General features: G+C 43.0%; 23 protein-coding genes and 2 pseudogenes. 2 read left to right on the top strand and 23 right to left on the bottom strand.

Annotated features, from left to right (window positions below):
- The 14 genes and pseudogenes from QXR61_04650 to QXR61_04585 form a co-directional block, all read right to left on the bottom strand.
- A complete protein-coding gene (locus QXR61_04650; protein MEM3757234.1) occupies positions 1-759 on the bottom strand; it encodes a DUF3782 domain-containing protein in 759 nt (252 codons plus the stop codon).
- A 731-nt stretch (positions 760-1,490) separates the two neighbouring features.
- Positions 1,491-2,588 carry an ATP-binding protein gene (locus QXR61_04645; protein ID MEM3757233.1) on the bottom strand — a complete coding sequence of 366 codons (1,098 nt, stop codon included), beginning with the start codon at positions 2,586-2,588 and terminating at the stop codon, positions 1,491-1,493.
- A 189-nt stretch (positions 2,589-2,777) separates the two neighbouring features.
- A complete protein-coding gene (locus tag QXR61_04640) occupies positions 2,778-3,869 on the bottom strand; it encodes a glucose-1-phosphate thymidylyltransferase (GenBank protein ID MEM3757232.1) in 1,092 nt (363 codons plus the stop codon).
- Positions 3,829-4,416 (bottom strand): NAD(P)-binding protein, encoded by a 588-nt coding sequence (locus QXR61_04635; protein MEM3757231.1) that lies wholly within the window; start codon positions 4,414-4,416, stop codon positions 3,829-3,831. The genes QXR61_04640 and QXR61_04635 overlap by 41 nt, the downstream gene beginning before the upstream one ends.
- An 18-nt stretch (positions 4,417-4,434) precedes the next feature.
- Positions 4,435-5,043 (bottom strand): class I SAM-dependent methyltransferase, encoded by a 609-nt coding sequence (locus tag QXR61_04630; protein MEM3757230.1) that lies wholly within the window; start codon positions 5,041-5,043, stop codon positions 4,435-4,437.
- A gap of 130 nt (positions 5,044-5,173) precedes the next feature.
- Positions 5,174-5,901 (bottom strand): annotated as a pseudogene (locus QXR61_04625) (glycosyltransferase family 2 protein).
- Between the two features lie 305 nt (positions 5,902-6,206).
- Entirely contained in the window at positions 6,207-6,632 is a 426-nt protein-coding gene (locus QXR61_04620) for a hypothetical protein (GenBank protein ID MEM3757229.1), read from the bottom strand.
- Between the two features lie 10 nt (positions 6,633-6,642).
- On the bottom strand, positions 6,643-7,389 hold the full coding sequence (locus QXR61_04615) for a glycosyltransferase family 4 protein (protein MEM3757228.1): 747 nt from the start codon (positions 7,387-7,389) through the stop codon (positions 6,643-6,645).
- A pseudogene (locus tag QXR61_04610) lies at positions 7,280-7,612 on the bottom strand (glycosyltransferase family 2 protein). The gene QXR61_04615 and the pseudogene QXR61_04610 overlap by 110 nt, the downstream one beginning before the upstream one ends.
- Entirely contained in the window at positions 7,594-7,803 is a 210-nt protein-coding gene (locus QXR61_04605) for a hypothetical protein (GenBank protein ID MEM3757227.1), read from the bottom strand. The pseudogene QXR61_04610 and the gene QXR61_04605 overlap by 19 nt, the downstream one beginning before the upstream one ends.
- Positions 7,804-7,850: 47 nt before the next feature.
- The gene (locus QXR61_04600) at positions 7,851-8,132 is read right to left on the bottom strand and encodes a transcriptional regulator (protein ID MEM3757226.1); all 282 of its coding nucleotides are present in this window, start codon (positions 8,130-8,132) and stop codon (positions 7,851-7,853) included.
- 55 nt (positions 8,133-8,187) lie between these two features.
- Complete coding sequence (locus tag QXR61_04595) at positions 8,188-8,589, bottom strand: hypothetical protein (protein MEM3757225.1); 402 nt, start codon at positions 8,587-8,589, stop codon at positions 8,188-8,190.
- Positions 8,590-9,292: 703 nt separating this feature from the next.
- Entirely contained in the window at positions 9,293-9,928 is a 636-nt protein-coding gene (locus QXR61_04590) for a site-specific DNA-methyltransferase (protein ID MEM3757224.1), read from the bottom strand.
- Positions 9,929-10,088: 160 nt separating this feature from the next.
- Entirely contained in the window at positions 10,089-11,060 is a 972-nt protein-coding gene (locus tag QXR61_04585; protein ID MEM3757223.1) for a C-terminal binding protein, read from the bottom strand.
- A 182-nt stretch (positions 11,061-11,242) separates the two neighbouring features.
- On the opposite strand from QXR61_04585, the gene QXR61_04580 reads away from it, so the two are divergent.
- Positions 11,243-12,478, top strand: a complete 1,236-nt coding sequence (locus QXR61_04580) for a neutral/alkaline non-lysosomal ceramidase N-terminal domain-containing protein (protein MEM3757222.1) — start codon at positions 11,243-11,245, stop codon at positions 12,476-12,478.
- A 41-nt stretch (positions 12,479-12,519) separates the two neighbouring features.
- On the opposite strand, the gene QXR61_04575 is transcribed toward QXR61_04580, so the two are convergent.
- The 5 genes from QXR61_04575 to QXR61_04555 form a co-directional block, all read right to left on the bottom strand.
- A complete protein-coding gene (locus QXR61_04575; protein MEM3757221.1) occupies positions 12,520-13,587 on the bottom strand; it encodes an ABC transporter ATP-binding protein in 1,068 nt (355 codons plus the stop codon).
- The gene (locus tag QXR61_04570) at positions 13,588-14,274 is read right to left on the bottom strand and encodes an ABC transporter permease (protein ID MEM3757220.1); all 687 of its coding nucleotides are present in this window, start codon (positions 14,272-14,274) and stop codon (positions 13,588-13,590) included.
- Between the two features lie 62 nt (positions 14,275-14,336).
- Positions 14,337-15,263: a substrate-binding domain-containing protein gene (locus tag QXR61_04565; GenBank protein ID MEM3757219.1), complete on the bottom strand. Its 927-nt coding sequence runs from the start codon at positions 15,261-15,263 to the stop codon at positions 14,337-14,339.
- Positions 15,264-15,401: 138 nt separating this feature from the next.
- Positions 15,402-16,148 (bottom strand): methyltransferase, encoded by a 747-nt coding sequence (locus QXR61_04560; GenBank protein ID MEM3757218.1) that lies wholly within the window; start codon positions 16,146-16,148, stop codon positions 15,402-15,404.
- Positions 16,149-16,306: 158 nt separating this feature from the next.
- On the bottom strand, positions 16,307-16,603 hold the full coding sequence (locus QXR61_04555; protein ID MEM3757217.1) for a hypothetical protein: 297 nt from the start codon (positions 16,601-16,603) through the stop codon (positions 16,307-16,309).
- Between the two features lie 70 nt (positions 16,604-16,673).
- Here QXR61_04555 and QXR61_04550 point away from each other — a divergent pair, with 70 nt between their 5' ends.
- The gene (locus QXR61_04550) at positions 16,674-17,039 is read left to right on the top strand and encodes a hypothetical protein (GenBank protein ID MEM3757216.1); all 366 of its coding nucleotides are present in this window, start codon (positions 16,674-16,676) and stop codon (positions 17,037-17,039) included.
- Positions 17,040-17,110: 71 nt separating this feature from the next.
- On the opposite strand, the gene QXR61_04545 is transcribed toward QXR61_04550, so the two are convergent.
- Genes QXR61_04545 through QXR61_04530 form a run of 4 tightly spaced genes read right to left on the bottom strand, consistent with a single transcriptional unit; the run spans position 17,111 to position 23,909 of the window.
- Positions 17,111-19,822, bottom strand: a complete 2,712-nt coding sequence (locus QXR61_04545) for an AAA family ATPase (protein MEM3757215.1) — start codon at positions 19,820-19,822, stop codon at positions 17,111-17,113.
- A complete protein-coding gene (locus QXR61_04540) occupies positions 19,812-20,981 on the bottom strand; it encodes an exonuclease SbcCD subunit D (GenBank protein MEM3757214.1) in 1,170 nt (389 codons plus the stop codon). Before QXR61_04540 ends, QXR61_04545 begins: the two co-directional genes overlap by 11 nt.
- Positions 20,982-20,992: 11 nt before the next feature.
- Entirely contained in the window at positions 20,993-22,594 is a 1,602-nt protein-coding gene (locus tag QXR61_04535; GenBank protein ID MEM3757213.1) for an ATP-binding protein, read from the bottom strand.
- Positions 22,578-23,909, bottom strand: a complete 1,332-nt coding sequence (locus QXR61_04530) for a DNA double-strand break repair nuclease NurA (protein ID MEM3757212.1) — start codon at positions 23,907-23,909, stop codon at positions 22,578-22,580. Before QXR61_04530 ends, QXR61_04535 begins: the two co-directional genes overlap by 17 nt.
- Between the last annotated feature and the right edge of the window lie 162 nt (positions 23,910-24,071).

The raw sequence follows: 24,071 nt of genomic DNA, 5'->3' as shown, positions 1-24,071 counted from the left end.
TTAGACCCCCATGTAAACTTCTATTTGGAATTGTTTGGCTGTTTCTAAAGCGTCCTCGTCAGCGTATGGCGTCACAATTATCAGTCTAGAGGGTCTTCTGCCCTCAGCTTTCTCGTAGAATTCGGCCTTGCGCTTGAAGGCGTGGGCGTCCGCTCGGCTAACATGTGACTTGACCTCGATGAGAATAATTCTATCGTCGTGTACCGCTACATCTACATCTATTGTGCATGGGTGCCCGAAAACGTAGCCTTCACCATCCCACTTAACCCACTTCTCAACTCTTAAGCCAAGCTCCTTCTCAATTATTCCCCTAAGCCCCTCCCTAAACGCCTTCTCGCTTATAATGCCCCATCTAGCGCCTAATGCATCAATATGCCTCCTAAGCAGGTTGAAGCCCTCAATCATATCAGCCCTAAGCTTAATGAGCTCCTCATCATGTCTCTTAAAACCTGCAACCATATCTTCTCTGAGCCTAACGATTTCGCCCCAAACTTTGGCAATCTCCTCATCGTGTCTCTTAAACCCAGCAATCATATCCTCCCTTAATCTTGTAATCTCTTCGTCATGGCGCTTAAAGCCCTCAATCATATCAGCCCTCAATTTATTCATGTCTTCTCTAAGCTTGGCTAGCTCAGTCTCATGCCTATCAAGCCTGCGGAGTATTTCATCAAGCCCAAGCAAGCCCGCTACCGCATAGCGGAACTCCTCATCTTCCCTTAGTAAAGCAAAAATTTTAGATTTAAGCTCACCAATCTCCATTAGATGCCCACACTATTCAATTAGAAGCTTGCTAGTATCTCCCATATATTTGTTTCTTAAATCGAATCTAGCATTCTTAAAGCCCTACTCTTCTTTATCTCCTTATAGAAGGGAGATACCTTTCATCTCTTTGATTGCTCTTAGTTTATAGGTGATGATAGGATAAAAAGGTGAATATGTGAGGTGACTTCTCTTTAGAGTAAGAGGATTTGGAGTCTAGAGTCTCAAGGGCGATTATAATTAGCTTGTTTTTAAGTTTCAGCAGGCCGCTGAGTTTGTTGTGAAAGCTTTACTTAGAGGTTTAGGGATGCCATAATACGGGGTATAGTCTTTAGGGCTTCTTACGCTGTTGAGAGAGTGCTTGGACGTGAGGATAAGGTGTTCAAGCCGCTGAAGACTTTAGATAAGTATTATGTGCCGACAAGGTACCCTAATGTTTGGGTTAAAGGGTAGCCTAATGAGTATTATGCGAAGAGAGTTTCTGGGGAGGCTATAATATTTGCTGAGGACGTAATAGATTGGGTTGAGAGAAAATGAAGGTTATTGAAGGTTGGGGATGCTAAAAACTTGAACACCTTTTCTAGGCTATCGGATTATCGCCCTAAAGCCCGGAGAATTCAGTATAATGCTGGGAGAGGGAGCCGATAGCTGTAGAAGCCATAAAGTATGGATGGTTTAATGGATTTTTCTAATCATTAAAACCTATCTTTTAGGAGAGTATTGGTTTGTAGTTATATTTTCTTGCAGTACTCGTTTATTAGTGGGTCTGTTATTTTGTATTCGCTGTTTGTTTTCTCCACGATGCCTAAATTTATTAGCGTGTTTAAGAACCTTGTTGTCTCCGCGTTTGTTAGGCTTCTTCCAATCCATATTTCAACAGCCCTTTTTATGTTGCTCCATGAATTTGCCCCCATGGATATGGCTTTCAGAAAATGCTTGTATTGGCGTGATCTTTTAAATAATCCCTCAAGTTCGCCTTCAACAAGCCTTAATGCCTTCTCAGTTACCGTCCCTATTACTTCTTTAGATATGCTTTCGGATTCGAGACACATATAGCCGAAGAAGGTTAGCCATCCAACTATGCCGTCAACCTTATCCACAATGGCCTCAAGTATATCGTCGCTCACACTTAGATTTACTTCTTTAAAGCCCTGTTTTAAGAATTCAATGGATGATTCGCGGGGGAATCTTTCAACCCTTATAACGCTAACGTATCTGCCATAAAGCGGGCTTGAAGCATCGTCAAGCCTCAGGAAGCTCAGCAATAACCCAACCTCAGAACCGGTGAGTATAAACCTTAAGTCTCTTAGATTGTCGTAAGCATAAGCTAGCATTCTTCTAAAGTCAATTCTACCCTTGCCGCCCTCCAGAAATCTCAGCATTTGCGCCTCATCAAATGAGATGACAATAAAGCCTTCATCGGTTTCCAGTGCGTAATTATTTAATCTATCTAGAATTGATATTAGGGTTAGAGAGCGTTCTCTCCAGTCGAGTTCTATTTTAAAGCCTGAAATACTCGCACCCTTTATGCCTTTGAAGAATTCCAGCATCTTTTTCCACCTGAAGGTGCAACTAGATATGGAGTTTGAGAGAGCTTGGTAGAGCTGCGCCCGGCTATATCCGCTCTTCTCCAAAACCCTCAGATCCAAGTACACGTATGGTACTCTTAAGCTGTTTAAAAACGCCTTTAAGAGGGAAGTTTTGCCAACTCGTCTAACACCTAAAAGCAGAGTTATCGGTGTGCTAACTGCCCTTTCAAGCAATTTCAACTCCTTCTCACTATCGAAAAGCTCCTCCAACCGCTCCTTTGGTCTGGAATCAAAGAGCATAGTATCACCCCTGATACATAAAGTTTCCTAGCAACGGCTAGAATCATGCCGTCAGGTTATCGCTTTAACAATAGAGAATTTAAAATACTAAGGGAAAGAGACTAATAGCGTGGAAGCCTATAGGAAATTTAATCTCTCTAAGAAAAGGAAGAACTTAGAAATGGAGAAAGGTTTAAAGTAATATTGATGCTAGAGGTTTATTTCTGAGTAGTCTCCTACGTGAAGTTTTATTATTTTTCTCCCTTCACCTCTTTTGATTTTCGTATTTCTTCCTATTAGGCTTTCTTCAAGCCTCTCTACTCCTGTTATCTCGGCACCGTCTAATATTACGCTGTACTCTATGGAGCTGTCTTTAATATGCGCGTTTTTACCTATGCTTGTGTAGGGGCCTATGAAGCTACCTTCCACTTTGCTGTTCTCTCCTATTATGGTTGGCCCCCTAACTACGCTGTTAACTATTTTCGCACCCTTTTCAATGTTTACTCTGCCCTCGATTCTAGAGTTTATTATTTCTCCCTGAATGTCTCTCTCTATTCTCTCGTCCAGTATTAGTGCGTTTGCTTCAAGTATATCGTCCTTTTTACCCGTATCAATCCACCAGCCTCTTACAACCTCATATGACACCTTAAGCTTACGGTCGATCATCATTTGTAATGCATCCGTTATCTCTAGTTCCCCACGCCAGCTGGGCTTAAGATCCTTAGCAACCTCGAAGAAAACTGGTGTCAGGAAGTATACTCCTACAAGTGCATAGTTGCTTGGGGGTTTCTTCGGCTTCTCAACCAAACCTATGAGGTTACCCCTCTCGTCAAACTTAGCTACTCCGAAGCTCATCGGATCCCTCACCTCCTTCAGTAGAACCATCGCATCTAACTCTCCACTCAAAAACTTCTCTAGGTAGGGTTTTATCCCATGCTGCAGGAGGTTATCGCCCAAATAAACGATGAATTTGTCCTCTCCCGCAAACTCCCTGCACAGTGCGACAGCATGGGCTATTCCAAGGGGCTTACCCTGATAAATATATGTTATCTTAGCCCCAAATTTTGAGCCGTCACCATAATGCTCCTTAACAAGCTCTGGGTAGGTCTCGCCTAAAACTATCGCTATATCCTTGACGCCGGCTGAAACAAGATCCTCAAGAACATACTGCGAGATAGGCTTATTCGCAACTGGAACAAGCTGCTTAGGACCAGTAAAAGTTAGGGGTCTAAGCCTGGGATAGTAGAATTTAAACTGCTCTTTATAGCCTAGTAGGTTGACCCATAGCTGATCTGACGACATCTCTCCAGTCAGGGATGGGCAATCTACCCAGCGTATACACCCAGTCGACATCAATTTCTTCTAGCGGCCTCTTCCAAATCTTTAAATTGTAGGGAACAAGATATCTTTCAGCAATCCACTTACCGAAGAAACTATAAATCCACTCACTTAGATTCTTCGGAATACGATCCCTTCTTGCATCCCATGCTTCAAGAAACGATATTAATGCATCAATTCGATCCTCCTGGGGAAGCATATTTAAATTATTTTCAAGAGGATAAGGAATAAGATTATGAGAAATCATTACGAAGGATTTTCTCAACAATTCATAAGTACTACTATTGAGGATCTCAAGCATTCTATCTAAAACTACCCTATTTCTTGAGAAGATTATATGGCTCCCACCAACATCAAATACATGGTCTCTTATTGTCTCGCTTCTCAACAGACCGCCGGTAATCTCCTGTCTCTCTAGTATTGCAATGTTCACAGCAGGATGTGTTACTTTAAATTCTAAGCCATAAAGAACACCAGCTAATCCGCCACCTAAAACTACTACATCTAACATAAATTCACCTCAACTAAATTATTCCAGATTCACAGTAAATAAAAAGGAGTAAAATGGAGGTAGTTTGTCCAGATAGAGAAATACTAGATAAAAAAGACTGTTAAATAAAAATTTAAAAGCAGAGGGTAATTTGAGTTTAATAAGCATGGCATAAAGAGATAAAGCTAAAATGCCTTGGTAAGGTTTGACTTCATAACGATAACTATCACTAAGCAAATCTTTAACCTTTCGTATATCTGAAAATGATTTCACATTATGTTCCTTATACCAATCTATAAATTCATCTAAATGTTCGTAGACATCTGATGATATAACTATGTCAAAGGCTTTATCCTTAAAACATAAATGTGCTGCATCAAGAACTATCGACTCAACTTTTAGTAGAGACTTTACCTCTTTCATTTGCTGAGGATTTATATCTGAAACAACAATATCAAACCCTTTCATTCTTAATTCCTCCGCCAAAAATCCTGGGCCAGCACCAACATCTAAGATGGAGAAACCCTGCTTATGCTTAATACTTAAAATAGAGTGGATAATATGGGTGTACCTAATCGTTGTAGCAAAATCTAGAGTTAACCACCTTTTCATTAAGATTTTACGCATAAATCCCTTGTTAGTTCTCATAATACAAATGCACATACATCTTGGCGTTTTCGAGTCGAGATTAGGCAAATATTAAACTGGAGTAATACTTTAAGATTTATGCGTCCAGCAAGACTTTCCAGTTCTACCTAAAAACCAATCTATGGTACCTTTAAGTACGCATAGCACCTTTTCTTTTTGACCGAAGAGCAAATAGATAATCAAATCCTTCACTAAAATAAAAGTGAGAGAGAAACAATTCCTTCCATTTTTTATGTCTCATAAATACATAAAATTTATTTCGTTGAATATAATAATATTTCTTTCCCTTCGGGTGTAATGGAATACTTAAGGTTTTTCCTAAGACCCTCTTACTTAAGCGACCCCTTAAAGTCCAATCTTTGTGGTAAATTTTTGTATCTTTAACATTTACTATTTTTATACCGTTCTTCTCGGCTCTCATGGCATACTCCACGTCATCCCAATGAATAAATAGTTCTCGCCACGGCAACCCTATACGTGATATCACGCTTCGTGAGAAAATTCCACCTGCAAACCAAGGAGTAAACTGATTAGGATTATTCGTGAGCGCTGGCCGCGCTATTACATCTGAACTGTCGCCTACAGCCAATAATAGTTTTTCTAATGTGTCGTTCTCAGGTATCGCATCATCGTCCATCATCCAGATCCAATCATATCCTCTTTTATATGCAACCTTCATCCCTTCATAAAATCCACCAGCACCTCCACTTCTTTAACCATCTCCGTTGTGCCGTCTGTACTTGGGCCATCAATAACAATAATTTCATTTATGCGTTTCGTTTGAGATAATAATGCTAACAAACATTCCCGTAATATTTCCTTCCTGTTATAGGTTACGACGACTGCGGCAACACTCATTCCCTGCAATCTGGCATCCATATTTTCATTCACTCCATCCAAAAGGGAAGCCCGTCTAATAAGATTTAGCGCTCTTAAACATTTTAATAGAAAATCACTAGATTATCAACGAGAAGAAGATCAACATTTATTTTTTGACTTAATATAGACTTTGGATATTAAAGATACAGTAGCCTGAAAGATTATCTGCATATAAAGGAGTTACAATTAACTTTCCCCTTAAACAATAATTTTGCATTATGCGTCCAGAATGAGGAAGATAAAGTACTGTGGAGAATTTAATTTCACCTTGAATTACCATTTGCTTATGAAGATTTATCTATTTTTACTGTACCATTTATTATAGTTGCGCCCTTCGCTATGACTAAAAACCATATTCGTGAGTATTCATGTTTCATTTTAAACCTGAGTTTATAGTACGGGTTGTCAAAATTATCATTAAATGATTGTGTTTCTAAATGAGCCAGCAGCATCTCTGAACCATTATATATAAATTTGAAGCCCAGAGAAACCAAACGAAGAATATCTCTTTGCGACATCGCTCCCCTCTTAATGATCGCATACTTGAGCTCAGTTTTTGTTAGGATATCTACTAAAATTTCGTTACAATCTCCAAAATCAACAAAAATTCCGGCTAATCCTCTAATGACTATTTGATCGTAATACGTTGCACCAATAAGAACCGTTCTACCTTGGTTTTTTATTAATCTAGAGATTTCACTTAGTTCCATAAATTCCACTTCATTTGGAATTTATGGAATTTATTCTAGAGAGCGCTCTTGAGATCAAGAGATCGTTTTCAAGAACAGCTTCAAGTAATTTTGCGAGCGAGACTACATCGCCCGGTTTAAACATTAACGGATAATCTTCACCTAGAACCTCAATAAAATAGGGTGTGGAGCTAGTGATTACAGGAATCCCCCTTCCAATAGCTATCATAAGTGGTCCTGAGGCAGCAATAGAAACAGGATATGGAAGGCACATTAATAGGGTTCTTTTAAGCAGTTTCTCCACCTCTATATCCGCTAAATATCCGCGAAGCATAACTATATCCCGCATGTTGCTACATAATTGAGCAATTTTAGCCAAGTATTCACCATCGCCTAAAACAGACGGCGTTGGACCAGCAATAATAGTCACAATATTTTTTTCTTTTAATTTTTCCTTTACCAGTAAAACAGCTTGAAGTAATGTTTCAATGCCTTTTCTAGGAGCAATTGTACCAAGACACAAAATAACATTCTTATCCTCTTTTTTAATTTCATTATATTTTCCGCTTATTTCGGCTCCATGAGGAATTATATGCACATTTCTGATACCCCACTCATTTAACCATTCTCTGAAAACTTCGGCATGAACAACTAAAGCGTTAGCAAGCTTACTTAAGACAATATATAAACTGATTACGGCCACAGCCAAGACGCTTGAAAAGAGAAACCGGAGAGAAGGGAGCAGCATTAGAAATAGCCCTGAAACCACAATGAGCATCGCTAACACCAGCCTTAAAAAGTAGATTGAGAATAAACGTTAAAATTGGATTGCCAATATATCTGTGAAGCCAGGGCATAGCCCCCTTCTCAATTCTACCCTTAAACCGGCTTCCAACAACTAAGTCGGCTTCACCTCTCAATATTGGCTCTAAAAGCTTGAGCATTTCAGAGAAGTCATATGTTCCATCAGCATCCCCCAGAATCAGAATATCGCCACTAGCATACTTAAACCCATATAGGTAAGCATAGCCATGACCCCTCCTATCAGGGGTAACAACTTTAGCCCCAAAGACCTAGCAATCTCAGGAGTTTCATCGCTAGAATTATCGGAGACAATTATCTCGCCATCAATACTATAATGTTTAAAAACATTTTTGACTTTCTCAATATATTCTCCAATGGTCTCTCTCATTAAGTGAAGGAATAACTACGGAAACCTTAATAGAGCGGTTCATAGCTTCACTTAGAGTAGGACCTACCCTTTTGATCTTTTCCCTCAGACTTCTTAAGTTCTTCTTCGACTTCTTTTTCTATTTCTTCTATTGGTTTGGGTGGAGGGGTTGTTGCGAGAGTATAGCCTATCCATGAGAATATTGCCAGTATCGTGGCTACGGCTATGAAGCCAGTTAATTGAAGGACGAGCATAGACCATTCTGTTAAGAAGACAAGCCAGCCGTAAATAACTATGCCTAGAACTCCAGCTATTAGAAGCATCACGCCTATCGCTTGATCTTTACTCAACATGGATCACCAGTAAACGATACAAATTTGAAGAACATCCCAAATTTAAAACTTCTCATATGGCAGTTTGCTGATTCATTAGTAGAGATTCGCTTAATCGAAATCCGGGAATATTATTCATGTCCACTATTGTGAGGTATCTCATGAAGCCTTTATCCTCAGCCCATTCCACAGCGTTCTTGTTCCCCCATTTTAGGGCTATAGTGCTAATCCTTTTGGCCAGCGGCCTACCAATCTCCTCCATAAGCCGTCTCAATGGGCTCATCATAGCCATCTTAACCTTAATAACTATTCTAGCTAGGCTCTCAATCAGCCTTGGGCTCCTAGGCCTATCAACAACCCTGATCACAAAATCCACCAAGCCCCTCTCAAGACTGGAAAGCGCCTTAAACCAAACATGCCTCCGCATAGCCTCAAGCCTGACACGAGCCAAATAACGCGAGTCTAAACTCAACATAGCCCCCACACTTCATGACCTGAAGATGGAGGTCTATAACTCAAAACATTGTTTTGAGTTTATAAATTTTATTAAAAAGCAGTCATTAGAATTTTCATTTAATGAAACACGGTCTGATAAAACCGCTAACTGTAGCTTTGTCTAAAAGGCGTCGAACGCTAAAAGGAACAAAAGTATTATAAGAAATCTTCTCTGGCAGGAAACAGCAATCTATAAGTATTAGCGTCAAAAGGATAGTATATGATTAACATGATGGGGCGAGATCCATCCATGAAAAAAGATAAATCTAGTGGGGAAGTAATTCGAACCCAAAGTGATAGAGGGCTCCCCGTCCACCATTCCGCGTTCTCCGTCCACTCTTCTATTTGCGCTTCCTGAATATCATTTAATTCGTAGGATCTTCACATACGCTGTTATAGACTGCTCCGAGAAAATTTGCTTTTTGAACCGCTCTGACTCTGCTTTTTAACCCGGATCAAGACGGATCCCCTGGAAACCTTACAAGGGAAGGAACAGCGTACTTCAATAGTAGATTGTAAAGTTTTTCTAAGTTATGGATCAAAGGGAGCCGGCTTATGACGGAAAAACTCAGAGATCTCGCCAACTTACGGAGGTGCAAAAACAGGTTTAAGTGGCGCGGGTTCTAAACCTTTCCATGGAAACGGCCTTTTTTTAAGTGTAGAAGGGCTTTGTCTGGTTGGCATTAAGGGCGACTTGTATGCTCAAGCCACGCTCTTAGCTTTTCCCTTATCCTCTTTTCGAGGTGCGGGTTTATCTCTATCCCTAAGCATCTCCTGTTGAGCTTTAGGCATACATGCATTGTTGTTCCGGAGCCGAGGACCGGATCCACCACTAAATCGCCTGGATTAGATGATGTTGCGACGCATCTTTCAACCAGTTGATCTGGAAGCTCGTTTCCAGCCGTCTCTTCGCCGCGGTGATACGGTCTCTTAATTATCCACACGTCTTCCGGATAGTGTTCAGGCTTATTGAACGTGTACTCTTCTTCGTTTTTAACCAATAGCAGCAGGTGGTAATGGGATGTGACAAACTTCTTTTTAGTGAATACGCCGAACTGATATTTCCAGATAATGTGGTTTAATTGGATGAAGCCGGTATCTTCGACGGCGTCTAAGACATGTCTAAGGTTATTCCAGCCTGAGAGGAGCCACATGCTTCCATTAGGCTTTAGGGCTTTATAACACCATTCGACAAGCTCCCTAATGAACTTGGGGTACTCCTCTCTAGGAACCTCGATGTAGGAGAGAGCGTCAGGAGCCCTATTATATGTGGCGAGATTACCCTTAAACTCTATACCAAACGGCGGGTCGGCGAAGATTAAATCCGCTTTCTCCTTTAAATTAACGTTTCTAAAATCATCAAAGACAATGATGTGATCGGCGGTAATCTTTAAAATCCTGCTGGACTTAGACTCAAACTCTACCAGCCAGCTTCACCCATCACTACACATTACACATCATTAAATATTAATCGTATGCTTATGATGGTTGCTGAATGAAGCGCCCAACATTACTCATCCCTTCACTCTGCAATTTTTTAAGCACATCTTTGTTTACTAGGTTAACGGGTATTTGCCCGCTTAAAACCCTAGCAACCTCTTCAGCCGCCATTCTCCGAATTTCATCTAAGGATTCATTTGAGTACCAAGCCATGTGCGGTGTTATTATCACGTTATCTAGCTTAAGAAGCGGATTATCTTTTTCAGGCGGCTCCTTCTCCAGCACATCCAGCCCAGCGCCAGCTATCCGGCCCTCCTTCAGGGCTTTATAAAGAGCCTGCTCATCGATGACGCCTCCCCTAGATGTGTTAATTATGATCGCCTCTCGCTTCATGCTTCTAAACTCTTTTTCACCTATCATATGCCTAGTCTCTCTCGTTAGAGGGACATGCACAGTAATTATGTCTGACTCCCTAATTAGCGTCTCGAAATCAACTTTTTCAACCCGATATTCGGCGAACAAGTTTTCTGGAACATAGGGGTCATAGGATACTATTTTAACCTCGAAGCCCCCTAATCTCTGGGCCACCTTTCTCCCAATCCTGCCAAAACCTATTATGCCAACAGTCCTCCCCTTTAAGCGCGATATTGGACGCGTAACCCTCCAATCCCAAAACCCATCTTTAACGCTTCGATCCGCTAACGGTATTTTCCTCAGAAGCGAGAGAATCAATCCGACAGCATGATCAGCGATATCGGTGACATCGTATATGACGTTGGCGACAAATACGCCCTTCTCGGTAGCCGCCTCAAGATCTATATTGTCGACCCCAATACCGTAGCGCACTATCACCTTAACCCTCCGAAGATTTTCAATAACTCTCCTAGTGATCGGAGCATAAGTGTTCAGCAGCGCATCCGCATCGCTACAATACTCGACGACTTCCTCCTCGCTTTTACACTGAAACCTAACGAGCTCAGCGCCTACCCTAGATAGAACAGCCTCCTCAATCTCATGCGACTCATAACCTGAATCTGTTATAGCGACCTTAAACCTCCCCAGGCGCCATCACCCCACACTTAAACTTAATTCATTAATATACAAGTTTATAGCATAAATGAAACTTTTCGCTAAGCCCCCTTCTCAGAAGAGATAAATATTTTAATGAAGTATTTGTTCATTGGGCGTTTTAAATGAAGATTGGATGCGCATCATCTATTATTACTCCCCCAGTTGGCGTTCACCTCTCAGGTTACGCATCTAGAGTTCAGCCGTCTGAAGGTGTTCACGATGATCTCATGTGCCGCGCTCTATATTTTGAAGATGGGAATGAAGTTTTCGCAATAATTGTCTTAGACGTTATTGGAATAAATTCTGAACTCTTAGAACATTTTCGGAACCTAACATCTAAAATGTTAAACATGGATGAGGATAGAGTTACGATAGCTGCCACTCATACTCACGCTGGCCCGGAGCTCGATTACGAGCTTAGCAGATACTTCGCTAGAATAGCTGCTGGAACTGCTTATATGGCTGGCAGAAGAGCCGAAGAAGCTCAACTCTACTCTGGTATAGGCTCAGTAAACGGCATTACCGTAAACAGGAGAAAACCGGAGTCTGGCTTAATAGACCCTAAAATTCACGTGGTTTCCTTCAAACACGGCTCAGCCTATAAAGCATTGCTAGTCAACTTTACGTGCCACGCCGTTGTTATGGGACGTAATAATCTTCAGATAAGTGCCGACTACCCCGGCGCCTTAAACCACTACGTGAAAATTCTCACAGGAGGCTTCCCCATATTCCTAAACGGCACATGTGGTGACATAAATCCGCTCACATATAAGACGGATTTAACGAGGGTGTATGATAGGAGCATTGGGACTTTTGAAGACGTGGAGTGGATGGGGCGCACCCTTGCGTGTGAAGCCGTTAAGACCGCTGAGATATCCGCGCCTGAGAAACCCATCTTGAGAGTGAAGAAATCTATTGTTAAGGCTAGGATTTGGAAACCTTTAACGATTGAGGATGCTAGGCGGGAGCTTGAGGCTCTAGAGAGATCTAAAGAATCTTCAAGCGCATATCAGCGTTACATGGTTGAGGCTAAAATTCGCGTTTTAGAGAGGTTTAAAGATATTGAATACTTAGACCTCCCAATAACTGTTCTAGCGTTATCTGACAGCACAGCCATCGTGATGCTTCCAAGCGAAGTACTCGTAGAAATAGGGTTGAAGATAAAAGAGGGTTCTCCCTTCAAAAATACGCTCGTAGCCGGATACTGTAACGGCTACTTTGGCTACATCCCAACTGAGAGAGACTATGAAGAGGGCGGATACGAGGCAACTTTTCCAATATGTATAGTTGAAAAGGGCACCGGAGAGAGGCTTATAGATGAATCATTAAGACTTTTATCTGATGTTCAATCAAAATAACATTTCAAATCAAAAATTCGGTTTTTCCGTCTTTTAGGTTCTTAAGTGACTTGAACCGACGAGGCTTTAAACGCTATGTATACCTTTGCGCCTATGCTGAGTTTCATTTCATTAAATGATCGCTTGGTTATTTGAACCACGAAGCTTTTCGCTCCAACATTAACTTTCAGCTTTACCGCATAATCTACATCGGATATTTGTGTAACTCTGCCTTCAAACATGTTTCTTGCGCTTGAAATTATGGGATGAGTTGACAGAATAATGTCTTCGGGGGGCACATGCAACACTACATTCCCGGTCTTTCTAGCTACGGCTTCAATCCGTAAGCCGTCGCCAACATCTATAATGGATGTTCCATCATCAGTTATCTTCGAAAAACCATAAAAGATGTTCTCTAATCTAGTGAAGCTCCTAATGCGCTTTGACGGCTTACTGAAGACTTCCTGAAATGTTCCTATAGCCTCTATCCTTCCTTCATTCAGGAATGCTACTCTCTGCGCCAGATTTTCCGCTTGGAGCATGTTATGCGTCGTCATGATTATTGTTGCCCGCTTTTCCCTATTAACGTAGGATAGTATCTCCTCAATTATCGAGATGTTTCTCGGATCGAGATTCGCTGTAGGTTCATCTAGAAGGAGGAGCTCAGGCTCTATCACCAACGCTTGGGCTATAGCCACTCTCTGAGCCTCCCCACCTGACAAACCTAAAGCGTTTTTGCTTTCAAGCCCATCCATCTGAACCAATTTAAGCGCCTCCCTAACTCTCCGCCTAACGTCGTGTTCACTTAAGCCTCTAATTTTCAGCGGGTAAGCCACATTCTCGTAGACGCTCGTGTTAAAGAGAACTGTTTGCTGAAAAACCATACCTATTCTTCTGCGTATAGCAACCCTATTTTTCGACGAGTAATCTACAGGTTGACCTTTAAAGAAAACCCTGCCGCTCGTAGGCTCCTCAAGCAGATCAAGAATCCTGAGAAGAGTTGTTTTCCCAGCGCCGTTAGGCCCCACGAGAATGAAGAATTCTCCGTCATCGACGGTGAAATTTAAATCTTTCAAAACTTGCCTTCCAGAATACTCTTTGAACAGATGCTCTACTTCAACCGTCGCCAACTATCGCCTCTCTCCTTTAAGCTGAATCATCGTTAATGCCAAATTTATTATGAACGCTATGGATAGCAGGATCGCGCCGAGGGTAAGCGCCATAGTAAAGTTGCCTAGCTCTGTCTCAACAACAATGGCCGTCGTCAGCGTCCGCGTCCACCACCTGATGTTTCCTCCAGTGATAATTATGCCGCCAACCTCCGATATCGCTGCGCCGAAAGCCGTTATAATTGAGGTTAAGACCCCCATGCGAGCCTCCCTTAAAATAAGCCATACCGCCTGAGCTTCAGATGCGCCGAGCGATAAGGCTCTCTCCCTAATAGGTCTCTCGACGTTAGCGACAGCCGACATGGTTAACCCAACAATTATGGGAACAACCTCTATTAGCTGCGTTATTATCATCGCTATCGGCGTATATAGTAATCCAAGCCACCCAAACGGCCCAGACGCAGTCAATAGAAGATAAACTAGAAGACCGACGACGACTGGCGGCAAACCCATAAAAGTGTTTATAGCGCTTCTCAATGCAATGTCCATGAAGCGCATTAACGCATGTTTACCCTTAAATTGCTTAAGGCCGAGGATAGCGCCGACCGGTATACCTATCAGCGCGCCCATCAGGACTGATATGCCTGAAACCCTCAGGGAAAGCAAAATTATATTGAGAACCTCCTCCCAAAACACCTCATTAACCATAATAGCCACCAGCCCCATATTTTTGATTCGCTTTACTAGGTTAAAATGAATAAGAGTTTATTTTAGGGATTTTGGGAGTCATACCACGCTATCTCCCTCTCTTGATCCGGGAAACCCAGCTTATTGGCTTTATTGAAGTCGCGCGCTATTGGGTGAAACAGCGTCTCACCTTCCTTCTTAAAGTTTGCAATTAGGTTTTGACCTTCCTCAGATGTCACCCATTTAGCTAAGATAAGCGCCCCCCTATAATTTCTATGGGGATGTTTTTCTGGGTTAACTAGAATTATTGCGTACGGGTTTAGAAGCATCAGGTCGCCTTGAACCAGAACCCTCAAATTCAATAGCTCCTTCTTAAAGGATAGCCATGTAGCCCTATCGGTCAACGTATAGGCTCCTATCTCGTTAGCCATACGCAGCACAGCGCCCATGCTGGCTCCAGCCTCCATGTACCATGTCTGCGTCCTGCTTGAAGGCGCCACCCTGAGTCTCTCCCATATGCTCAGCTCCAGCATGTGAGTACCCGATCTATCTGCACGTGATATGAAAACTGCTTTTCCCTCAGCGCCCTTAAGCGCGATTCTATGGAAGGCTTCAGTAGCATTTTCTAAACCATCTACCCCTGCGGGGTCTTCTAGAGGGCCAATTATTATGAAGTCGTTATACATTACGCCAACCCTGTGGATCCCGTAGCCGCTATCCATGAACTCGAGCTCGAGCTGCCTTGAATGCACTAAAACTATGTCGGCGTCACCCCTCTTGGCGACCTCTATGGCTTGGCCGCTGCCCATTGGGAGGACGCGAACTTCAATGCCGTATTTCTCCTCAAAGAAAGGAATTAAGTAGTCCAGTAGCCCTGAATCATAGGTGCTGGTTGTGGTTACCAACACAACTATTGGTTTCCGAGAACCGACATGATGCTCATAGATAATCATGGCAACTATAACTGTAGCCAGCGCTATGACGATTAAAATCTTTGTTAATTTTTTCATCTCAAACATCGCGTGCTTTAGCGTTTTATTGCATAAGTTGATGCGCCTATAAATATACGTGATGCTCTATAAGGCTTGGAGAGCATCCTCCGATAATGATGATGCTAATAAGGGCTAGAGTTATCGGCTAAACTTAATTTATGCGGAGATATGCTTCGCCAGAATGGATATGCTTCTTAGTGCGAAGACGATATTCCTCATGCCAATTATTATGGCAGTTGTTAAAAGAACCCATACAGCTACGAGAAGCATGTATCTGTAGGGTTTTCTCGGAGAGAGCCATCCTGGAACATTAAGTTTTATGTAGGGCACCATGAACGCTGTCCGCTTAGAGTATTCTCCATATTTTTCACCATAAACTTCGAGCAAATGCTTCTCCTCTAGGCTCGCCAGAATCAGATATCCGACTAGCAGGGCTATCCACGCTATGAGGGATGCTGGTCTAAGCGCTCTGATGGTTATCCCAAACGTTAGAAGAATAATCCCCAGGTACTGCGGATGCCTAACAACCCCGTAGACTCCGCTGGTGATTAAGCCTCCGCCCCTCTTTAGGCTCATCAGCCAAGATATGAAGGCTGTCAGGAAAAGCGCTGAGCCAGCTACTAGGAGAGATAGGTCTATTATACCCCACCTGAAAAGGGATGGAAGAAGCACGTTTTCCTCATCAATCTTTATAGCGTATGTCAACCAGTATAGGCTTTCACCCGGATGAAACGGATCCGGAAGGTCTTTGAGAATGGTCCAAGGCCACGCTAAAACGGCGTAGGCTCCAACTGGGAGAAACATTATGAAGAACAGCGGATTAATGATCACTGTTAGGGATGGGGCAACGTTTATCAGGGCAAGCAAGAATTCTACGATTCTACTAAAAAAACCATCCAACATTTAATTTCAACGCTATCCACACCTTAAAGGAGACGCTTTGCAAATACTTGTAATCAGAGAACTATTTTAATCTAGATTTTAGAACACCTAGACTAAATAGACCATGAATGCTGAAAAGCACTAAAAACGCTGTGGTTGTTGCCCGGCGAAAACCAAAATTATTTTCCAGCCTTCCCGCGGAGCACATTCTTCGGATTCTTAACCAGTAGGGATATCCCCCAGACGATCAGCGCAGCCGTCAGCATTGTGAAGCCCAGGGCTGCCGCGTCTAGCGTTAACTCAAAAAATTCTCCACCATTCATCAGATAGCCTATTACGCGGTCTACTAGAATCATTATCGTTGCGCCCCAAAGAATTAGGCAGAGTAGTTTAAGCATATATTTGTCTTCCTCAGCCTTAGAGTACCAGATTACTGTAGCGATCGCGGCCGCAAACGCTAAGATTATGAGCCACATGGTTTTCCTCCTCCAATAGGCTTATATTGGTGTTACGAAATATAAAATTTGTGTTACGGAGGATAAAAGCATGGCGTGTTTCCTAATTCCCATGGCGATAGCAATAATAACATCTATCATGCAGAGGACAGCGCGAAGCCTATCTGAAAAACTGAAGGTCTGGGTTCTCAACGCCTTATTATGGGGCGGCGTAATACTGCTGGCTTTAGAACACGCGTGGCATGGCGAAATAGTTCCATGGCCACCTTTCCTGACAGCTATGGCGAATCCAGCGGATATACCGGTAATGCTGCATGAAATGGCGATCGTTGGAACAGCTATGTCAGCCGCCACATTTGCAACATGGGGAATAATACTTGCAGCAAGCTACTATACGCCAAAAATTGCGGCAATAAAGGCGATAAAACCACCTAGAAAAACGTTAACCTCACAGTAAAAATTCACCGTTTTTCAAAGGCGAGAACCACATTTCAAATTATTTTTCAAAATAATCGCATGTCCAGGCACTTAATTTAGTGTTTTCTCTAACTCAACTACCGAGACGCCTTCCCTTTTACTTACGCTGTACATTATGTCGGCTGCATCCTCGATTTCATGGTGATGTGTTATGACAATTATCTGCGGGATAATTCTTCCGCCTTCCCTAAAGAATGAGCTTAAAATGTTGATCAGATCCCTGCGCCTCTCCTCATCTAAATGTATTGTCGGCTCATCCATGATGACGGCTTCAACCCTATCTGAAAGAACGCGCGCTATAGCCAGCCTAAGGGATATTGCAAGCGCAACCCTCTCGCCGCCGCTGATCTGCTCTATGCTTTGGAGGCCGGCAGGACCAATAACCGAAATATTATAGTCGTCGTCGATATGGACGTCTGAGATCTCCAAGTTAAATTTCTCAAGAAAATCTCTCGTGAACCTTTCTAATAGGGGCCTTGACCTCGCTCTAATCAATCGTTGAACCCCATCCTTATGGAAAGCATCCCTAATATTTTGTAGGATTTTAATGAATTCTTCAACCTTAGCTTTCTCCCTTTCCTTCTCCAGAAGCCGCTTCATCTCCTCCTCGCACTTCTCTTTCTCCATCTTCGCTCTCTCTAGCTCGGCTCTTAGACCGGATATCCTTTCAACAAGCCCGATTTTTTCGGAAATCTTCTTCTCATAGTTCTGCTGCATCGCTCTGTGGAGGCTTTCATCGTAAGCGAGCTCTTTAATTGAAGCCTTAATTCTCTCTAACTCCGAGCTTTCAATCGAAATCTCATTTACTAAACTCTGTACTTCAGCCCTTAAAGCATTCATCTTTCTCGCTAAAGGCTCATTTCTATCGTATTCGGCTTTCTTAACCCTTAAATCAGCCAGCTCTTTTTCAGGATCCGCCGGCCTATAGCCGAGACTATTTAACAAAACCTCTATCTCGTTTGAAATCGCCTCTATCTCCCCATTAATCCTGTCAAGATTAGTCTCTATATCTTCTTTCCGCGGCCATCTGCTAAGCTCCCGCTTAGCAGCATCGTATTCCCTGTAAGCCTCCTCTAAACCCTTAACTTCCTCTTCAAGCGCCGCTATTTCAGAGTCCAATTTGTCTAAAACCTCAACCTTCCCTCTTAAGGCCTCCATCTCACACCAGCATTGCCGCGCCCTCTTATCTAACTCTTTTATCTCGTCTAAGATCTCAGAAACCCTCTTCGGATCAATCGTTGACATCCTTTCTAAGTTTTTCTCGCATTCCCTCTTCTTTGATTCAACATTTTTTAGATCATGTTGGAGCGAAATCATATCCCTATAGCTATCTTGCTTTATCTTCTCAAACTCCTCCTTAAGCTTCAGCTTATGCTCAGGGGTTAAAGCCCTCCCGCAGATTGGGCAGACATCGGCCTCGGATATCTTAGATATCTTAGACTCAAGATCCTCAATTCTACTTCTAATGCTCCCAATCTTCTCCCTTATAATGCTCGCTTGCTTCTCTAATTCAGACTTCAAAGCGCTAAATTCGCCCCTTCTTTTGTCAAGGAGAAGATGAATGTTCTCGATAGTGGCTTTCTCGCCTAAGATAAGCGAATACTCGTTAAGCAGACGCGTTAAAGCTCCAGACTTCCTATTCCTCTCCTCTAAAGTCTCCTCATAGAGTTTTTTCAACCGCATAAGTCCCTCCCTAGATCCCTCGTAGATCTTTCTCTCCGCCATTTTTTGGCTGAGAGCCGCGCTCTTCGCCAAGTAGCTCTCATAGGCTCTCTCATTACGTGCAAGTATGCTCTTCAATTCCTCTACGCGCTTAAGCCTCTGGTGCTCGAGATCCATTTCCCTCTCCTTCTCGCCTAACGCTTGGAGCAGCTTACAATACTTTTCCATTATCGGCAGCCTTGAAATAGCCTCTTTCAACTCTTCGACTCTTGCAGAAGCAGCCTCAGCCTCCTTTAAATCCACCTCCTTCTGCCTTAAACTTCTAGTTAAATTTGTGATGCTGGCCTCTAAAACCGCAGCTTCCGAATTCAGCTTAACAAATATTTCCTTTTTCCGATCAAAGTCTTTCAGCCCCCCTTCGAGAACATTAATCTTCTCCTCAACATCTCTCAACTTTGAGGATTCGGATCTAAGGGAGTGTTCTAAAGCGTCTATCTCTGATTTTAGGACTTTTATGCGACCTTCAACTTCAGGCTTTCTCTTTAACTCGCCATCCAAGTATGAGGCGACGCTCTGATAGTCGCCGATCAGCTCTCTCATGTATTGATAGGCTTTTTCCAGATCCTCTATCCCAAGAAGCCTTGAAATCATCTGCTTCCGATTAGATGGCGTTTCAGTAACCAGCCTCTCAATCTCCCCCTGTTGAACATAAACTGATTGGAGAAAGAGATGCTCATCTAAGCCAGTAATTTTCTCTATCTCCGAAATTATTGTCCGTCCGCCGCCCCTAGCTATAACCAGCTTTCTGCCATCCTCAACCTTCAATAACACGCCTTTCGTCTGCCTTCTCTTTCGATCAATATCCCACTCCACAGCGTAGTTTACTCCACCCTCACTAAACTCTACAAAAACCCTTGACCTCTCAGCGTCCCTATGAATCAGATTCTCGTTTTTTCCCCTACCATGTATGTTGAAGAGCGCGAAGCTTATGGCATCCAGAATCGACGTTTTCCCAGCTCCATTTGGGCCTACGATAATATTGATCCCGTAATCAAACTCTAATTCGCTGTTTCTATGTGAAATGAAATTTTCAAGATGCACTCTTCTCAAAATCAATCTTCATCATCCTCTTAAAGTATTCATCCGCAATTCTCTTCGCCTCTTCAACATCCCCATCCTTTAAAACCTTGAATAACTCGTAACCAAACTCGGCCACCTTCTCATCCCTCAGATACTCTCTTAAAAGCAAACCTATGTTAATATCGCCGGGCTTCAGATCAACGAGATCCCTTTCAGGCTCCTCGATAACTCTGGAGCGAAAATACAAAACCTTACCCATTAAGGCTTTATTCAAGGATTGTTGAACCTTTTGGCGGTCAATCTCCTTCCCCTCGACAATTACGTGCGCTATTGGAGGCTTCCTACCAGAATAAACCTTAAGTGAGTCTATAAGCCTTTTAAGCTCAAGTTCGAAAGCATCATATTTTATTTTAAACTCTAGCTGCGGCCGTATCCTTTCAAGGTTGACTTCCCTAATATCTAAGTCGCCACCATCTAGGTCTATGATGTAGAAGCCTTTCCCACGCCTCTCCCAATCGCTTATTTCATCGCTTCTCATTATCTCGGTTGAGCCTGGGTAGGCGAGTTCGCCTCTCCCGAAAGAAGCCCGCATCCTATTATGCAGGTGCCCCATAGCATAGTATTTAAAGTTCCTCGGCAAATCGTCAAGCCTTAACTCTGAAGCATCCTCAAATGGAAAGAACCTGTCGATGGCCTGATGCAAAGCTATCACGCTTATCGGATAATTTGCGGCTACAGCATCCAGCTTCTTTAACTCTTCAGTAAGCATCTCTCTGTACCGGCGGCTTATGTGCGATACGCCGGCAACTAAAATATCTCGCCCATTTACCTGCAACACTTGATGGCTGCCGCCCGTAAGCCCTAGAACATGGATTTTATCGTCAAACAGTTTTTGTGGAGGCATACCGCGGCGTTTAGGCGTATCATGATCCCCCAAAACTGAGAAGAACCTAGCTCTGCCACTAGTTTTCGCAAGAAAACTTTTGAAAGCATAGTACGCTTGGGCGGGTGGTCTAGGTGAGTCGAAAAGGTCTCCGCTGTGAATAATAATGTCTGCTCGCTCCTCTAGGATCCTCTCAGCTATCTCATCCATAACATCATAGAGGTCGCGTTCCCGTTCATCGAGATTATATTGGCGAAAGCTTAGGTGTGTGTCTGCAATATGAGCTATTCTAACCATCAGCCATCACTCTAACAATAAAAATCTTTTAGTTCATCCCTTAATTTCTCAGTTTCTAATTCGACTTCGCCCTTATTTGCTACGGAGAAGGCTTCTTTAAGCTTTCCAACAATATCAATGTCCGCTCCACCCTCACGAGTGCGCCGCCTCTTAACTTTAATCATAACGGGTGCCTTCGTTATCTCCCCGACGATAACCGCTTCCCCAACATTAAGCCCTGGAAGATCCTCCAGTAGATCGCGGCTCATACGCTCAGAGCTTATTGAAACCGCCTTCTGGTCTTCGGGGTTGGTGATGCGCATAATTATCTGGCTGTTGCATTGGCTTAAAGCATCAGAGTGAATCCTCGATGGGCGCTGGGTGATGAGGATTAAAAATACTCCGAATTTTCGCCCCTCTGCGGCAATCTTCCTTATGGTTGTGCTTGAGTAAGTCTTTCCTTCAGGGGGAATAAATCGGTGAGATTCCTCGATGAAAATGAAGACAGGGTACTTGAATTCGCCGCCGGCCACCTTCTCGTAAATCTCAGATAGGATCCTAAATGTTATGTAATCGGAGACCTCATCCTCAAGACCTGAGAGATCAACTACAGAGAGCTGCATCGGCTTCAGCATTTTATCAATGGAAGTGGAGACGTTTGTAAAAACCTTCATGCCAATTATACGTTTAACGTATTTTTGAGCCGCGCGGGCCGCAGCCCTCTCCTTTTCGTCGGCGGCCCAAGTATCCGCCTGCTGTAGCTCCTCTAAAACATCTTTAGGCGAGAAAATCGTTTTCTTTCTCCTCACGTTCACTATAGCCTTTTCGAGGCTATTCCTAATGTTCACATAGCGTTCACTTATCCTCGCAATCAAACATATTTCATCTAGATCGAGGTCTGAAAAACAAACCTCGTAAGGCTCAACCCTACCAACGTCAGTATCTGAGTATCTTCCAGTGCTCGCCGGGTTTCTAAAAACGACAATATTGTCAGATAGCTCATACCTGCCTCCCTCAACCGTCTTAGAGAGAAAAACGTAATCCGCGTGCGGATCCAGCATAACGATAGTAGCCCCCTTCCTAAGCAGCTCCTCCGCGAGGACGCCAGCCAAATAGCTCTTCCCGGCCCCGGTCTGAGCTATTATCGCAAGATGCCTCCTGAATCCTCTCAGAGACAGGAATATTGGCACATCGCTCCTAGTAATGAGGTAACCAACATGGATTGCTTCGTCGCTTGGAAACGAGTAGAATTTCTCTAACAGATCCCGTGAAGCTACGTAAACTGGTTTTCCAGGCATAACGGCCTTTCTCGGCTGGAGCACTTCGCCGTTATCGCTTAAATATCCGAGTATTCTGGCCTTACACCAAACCTTTCTATCGGCGATGCCGGCCTCCACGATCTTCTTAGTTATGTCGAAGTCGAGATCCCTCGTTAAAGCTTGGCTCGCAGATACTATTCCCTGAACCTGAGCTATCACGGGTATCTCTTTCAGAGCGCCGCCGATATCTTCTAGTGAGAAGACGACGACATATTCCCATCTTGAAGGCATCTCCTCCGGCTTTGAGCTAAAGTAGAATTCGCTTGAGCTGGCTTCGCCGACAATTATGCCGATTTCCTTAAGGGTATTTGACACGCCTATACCCCCTACCCCGAATTATCTTCTCTCCAAAAACTTTCTCTAAAAACGGAAGATAAATCTCGTCTACAACTTTCCTCTTAAGCCTAACCTTCTCATCCACATTTTTAAGCCAGATATTGTACGCGTTTAACCCGCAGTAGCCAGTAACCATAATTTTTAGAACGTCTTCAACGTTGAACTCAATGGGTTCAGGCCAATCAACCTCAAACAGCATTTTATCATAGAACGGAATATCGATGCGGATAGGGGAATCCCTCCAATCTAGTAGAAGGTAGAAGGAGACGAAGCTCGGAAGCTCCGATATATCCCTTAAAACCTCAGAAGCCCATTGGATGAATCTCTCACCCCTCTCCATCGACAGTCTCGGAAAATACTTCTTAACGTATCCTTCAGGATCCTTCTGATACTCTTTTAGACGCTTCGCCATCCTGATGGTTGGACCCAGAAGCATCGGATAAGCGTATCCAATTGATGAAACGCAGCTCATTATCAGCTGGTAGTCAGGTCTAGAGGAAGCTAATTCCCATAAAATCATTTCAACGGGATTTAAGTCGCCGCCATATTTTTTCTTAAGCCCATAAAATCTCTCTAGGGCAACTCTCTCCGAATCAAGTATCTGGAAAAATATCTCTCTAAGCAGCCTCTTGTCCTCCGTATTGATGCTTAATGCGTTAAGCCTTTCATTGAAGATTAGGTGAAGCAGATAATCGCGATAAAAGGTTGACCTGCTCTCCTTGCTAACCCCCATTAAAAGGATATTTGATTCACGGCATAGGTCTAGGAGACTCTTGTAAACTTTAAAATAGCGTAGCAAGAGGTCGCGTTCCTCCTCAACCCTAGGCTCTAGCGGTATATGAGAGGCCCTGCCATATAATGATCCATCGATTAATATTGCATCTCCATCAAAACCATTCTTTATAGCCTCAAGCGCCACCTCAAACTCCAACAGTTCCGTTTTAGCGGCAATAAGTTCATAGACATTAGATATTTTATCTTTGCTGAATATTACGTCGATATCAATTCTCTTAGCGGCGGCGATATCGCGCTGCATTGACATGCTTCTGATAATGTAAAGCAGGCCGCCGCTGGAGAGAAGATTCGTATAAACGCTTGAATCAACAGCCATAACGTTAAGGTCTTTAAGATTGACGAAGAAGGAATTTAAATCTTCTAGAGGCGCCCAATGGTTAATCATGTGCTTTCTAAAGTCCTCTTCTAATGGATTAAATTTACCCCTCAAAATCCTCTCTCTTAAATAATCCTTCCTATCATTAACTAGTCGAGCAAAGTCTTCAAGAAAAACCGGCAATATCGATCCTCACCCACATCTTTAAGACAGTATTTCAATTGTTTATTTGCTTTTCTTCCCCATATAATTATTCTCGCCAATCTTCAGAAAGACTCTATAACGAATCTTGCGGCAAACCATGAAAACATTTACGTTGATACAAGTAGTATGGTGCTAATGCGC

This window comes from Candidatus Bathyarchaeia archaeon (assembly GCA_038882715.1).
Classification (GTDB): domain Archaea; phylum Thermoproteota; class Bathyarchaeia; order Bathyarchaeales; family DTEX01; genus DTEX01.
This window is presented reverse-complemented; position numbering and strand designations above follow the sequence as displayed.

Excerpts from the sequence above, each read along its gene's own strand:
- QXR61_04630 (MEM3757230.1), bottom strand. The coding sequence starts at position 5,043 with ATGAGAACTAACAAGGGATTTATGCGTAAAATCTTAATGAAAAGGTGG.
- QXR61_04615 (MEM3757228.1), bottom strand. The coding sequence starts at position 7,389 with ATGCTCATTGTGGTTTCAGGGCTATTTCTAATGCTGCTCCCTTCTCTC.
- QXR61_04640 (MEM3757232.1), bottom strand. The coding sequence starts at position 3,869 with ATGTCGTCAGATCAGCTATGGGTCAACCTACTAGGCTATAAAGAGCAG.
- QXR61_04550 (MEM3757216.1), top strand. The coding sequence starts at position 16,674 with ATGGCGTGTTTCCTAATTCCCATGGCGATAGCAATAATAACATCTATC.
- QXR61_04565 (MEM3757219.1), bottom strand. The coding sequence starts at position 15,263 with ATGAAAAAATTAACAAAGATTTTAATCGTCATAGCGCTGGCTACAGTT.
- QXR61_04620 (MEM3757229.1), bottom strand. The coding sequence starts at position 6,632 with ATGGAACTAAGTGAAATCTCTAGATTAATAAAAAACCAAGGTAGAACG.
- QXR61_04635 (MEM3757231.1), bottom strand. The coding sequence starts at position 4,416 with ATGTTAGATGTAGTAGTTTTAGGTGGCGGATTAGCTGGTGTTCTTTAT.
- QXR61_04560 (MEM3757218.1), bottom strand. The coding sequence starts at position 16,148 with ATGTTGGATGGTTTTTTTAGTAGAATCGTAGAATTCTTGCTTGCCCTG.
- QXR61_04645 (MEM3757233.1), bottom strand. The coding sequence starts at position 2,588 with ATGCTCTTTGATTCCAGACCAAAGGAGCGGTTGGAGGAGCTTTTCGAT.
- QXR61_04605 (MEM3757227.1), bottom strand. The coding sequence starts at position 7,803 with ATGAGAGAGACCATTGGAGAATATATTGAGAAAGTCAAAAATGTTTTT.
- QXR61_04555 (MEM3757217.1), bottom strand. The coding sequence starts at position 16,603 with ATGTGGCTCATAATCTTAGCGTTTGCGGCCGCGATCGCTACAGTAATC.
- QXR61_04580 (MEM3757222.1), top strand. The coding sequence starts at position 11,243 with ATGAAGATTGGATGCGCATCATCTATTATTACTCCCCCAGTTGGCGTT.
- QXR61_04595 (MEM3757225.1), bottom strand. The coding sequence starts at position 8,589 with ATGTTGAGTTTAGACTCGCGTTATTTGGCTCGTGTCAGGCTTGAGGCT.
- QXR61_04650 (MEM3757234.1), bottom strand. The coding sequence starts at position 759 with ATGGAGATTGGTGAGCTTAAATCTAAAATTTTTGCTTTACTAAGGGAA.
- QXR61_04540 (MEM3757214.1), bottom strand. The coding sequence starts at position 20,981 with ATGGTTAGAATAGCTCATATTGCAGACACACACCTAAGCTTTCGCCAA.
- QXR61_04570 (MEM3757220.1), bottom strand. The coding sequence starts at position 14,274 with ATGGTTAATGAGGTGTTTTGGGAGGAGGTTCTCAATATAATTTTGCTT.